A 1,822-nucleotide genomic window follows, 5' to 3' on the forward strand; every position below is an offset into this window, starting at 1 on the left:
CGGTAGTCGAAGAATTGAATAACTCTACAAACTCTCCCATATGATGGTACTTTGTCTCTATACGTTCTGTGTAATGCGTATCAAAATAAACCTCAGATATAACTACCGAACCTCCTAATCGTGTTAAAGGCTCTGTCTCTTCTGATTCCCAACAGTTTTGTGACCATAAATTCAAAACCAATAACTGGAATACCAAAATTAAAACTAATCGTATCTTACTGTGTTGTACCATAATAATTAATTGTTTATCTCATATGAAATTCAACTTTCAGAAATCCTTTATTCAAAATAACTTACTCTTTATATGTAAAAAAGAAGTGTATTCTCTTAATCGGACTCTTCTAGAAATTGTAAAGGATAATTATAATATTGGGGATTTATTTGATAAATATCTAATTCAAAATCACCTATCTTTAACTTTGATAATATTTCTTCATCAATAAGTTCATTTATTTTATTCAATATTATATCATCGTTAAAATCAAGTTCGCTAAATTTTGTATTAGTATTAATGAACTCAATTATTTTCCATAAACTGAATTTAATAGGATATTCATTCATAGGAGCAAAGTCAAATTCACAAATTTGATTATCAATTTCTAACCTACAACCAGCTCCATGAAACTTATAAGTAATACCATCAAGACTAGACATATCATCAACAATACTTCTTATTTTTTCCCATGAAATATTATTATCAAGATTATATTTCACGCATAATCTTTCTTTAAATTTTTTAATTATTAAAATATACTGATATAATATATTTTTCATCAATGTATACCTTTTATTATTTCTGTATATTTATTAAAAAACAACGACTCAGCCTGCTTAGCTGACAAATCCATAATCTCAATTGATTTTTGAGAAGTTAGAGCTGCCTGAACTCTATGATGACCATCTAAAATAAATGTTTTCCCTTTATGTGTATAAGTAAAAATTGCTTGAACAGGTTTACCTTGTTCCAAAAGTTTTACATATTTAGCTATCCCTTCAGCAGATTGCGCAGCAAACTCCGTACTTCTTAATAAATTTAAAGATTCACCACTAGCAGTAGCGTATCGAACTCCTTTAATATATCCACCTCCACCTATCCATGCAAAAACTCCAGATGCTCCTAACGGAGTTCCTATATCAGGTCTTCTTTGTATACTTGGTCCTCCAAAAAGGTAATCCCATCCATTGGATAAATTAAAACTTTCATAATGATTTACACTGTTATAAAAACCACTATAAGCTTTATAATCTGATTCATATAACCATGCTGCTCCATATCTCCACCATTTAGTAACCTGTTGAGAGTTTATAATAGAAGCCCAAGCCACTGCTTGGTCAAATTGAGATTGATTGTCTAGTATTATGGTCTTATCAACACCATCTTTTACTTCAACCTCCTTATCACCATATTTATAAATAGTTTCATCTCTACCACCATCAGGATCAACCCTTGTCATGGGGTTATTCCCCATCGCTAGATATGGAGAATCATATTGCTTTTTTGGATCTGTCGTTAACCAACGTCCAATACGTCCATCCCATAGTCTTAATTTAAAAGCTTCCTTCCCTGTCTCTGGATCTTTCTCCTGGCCTTGGAATGCATAACGATACCCATTTGCACCACTCACCCTGTTGGGCATTGGCATACCAAATGGATAATAATCACTAAAAGCCAATGTCTCCACTGAGGTATCCTTGATCAATACATTGTCGATATAAAACGTATTGGCCTGTAAATATTCTGTATTATTTGGATAAGTCGATATCCATCCTCGTAATAGTAATCGATGTGATCCTGTTGTATTGGCTGTAAAAGTAAAACTAT

At 32.0% G+C, this 1,822-nt stretch carries 3 protein-coding genes; all 3 read right to left on the bottom strand.

Annotation, left to right across the window (positions count from 1 at the left end):
* Positions 1–232: hypothetical protein (locus KWG70_RS17620; RefSeq protein WP_230933934.1), on the bottom strand; the 232-nt coding region annotated here is incomplete at its 3' end.
* Between the two features lie 95 nt (positions 233–327).
* On the bottom strand, positions 328–774 hold the full coding sequence (locus tag KWG70_RS17625; protein ID WP_230937360.1) for a DUF6896 domain-containing protein: 447 nt from the start codon (positions 772–774) through the stop codon (positions 328–330).
* Positions 774–1,822 (bottom strand): RHS repeat-associated core domain-containing protein (locus KWG70_RS17630; RefSeq protein ID WP_230937361.1); only part of this gene is annotated, 1,049 nt, incomplete at its 5' end. The genes KWG70_RS17630 and KWG70_RS17625, both read right to left, overlap by 1 nt.

Source organism: Psychroserpens luteolus (genome assembly GCF_021032705.1).
Lineage (GTDB): Bacteria > Bacteroidota > Bacteroidia > Flavobacteriales > Flavobacteriaceae > Psychroserpens > Psychroserpens luteolus.

What these genes read in the sequence shown, in the direction of transcription:
- KWG70_RS17625 (WP_230937360.1), bottom strand. Translation starts at nt 774, where the DNA reads ATGAAAAATATATTATATCAGTATATTTTAATAATTAAAAAATTTAAA.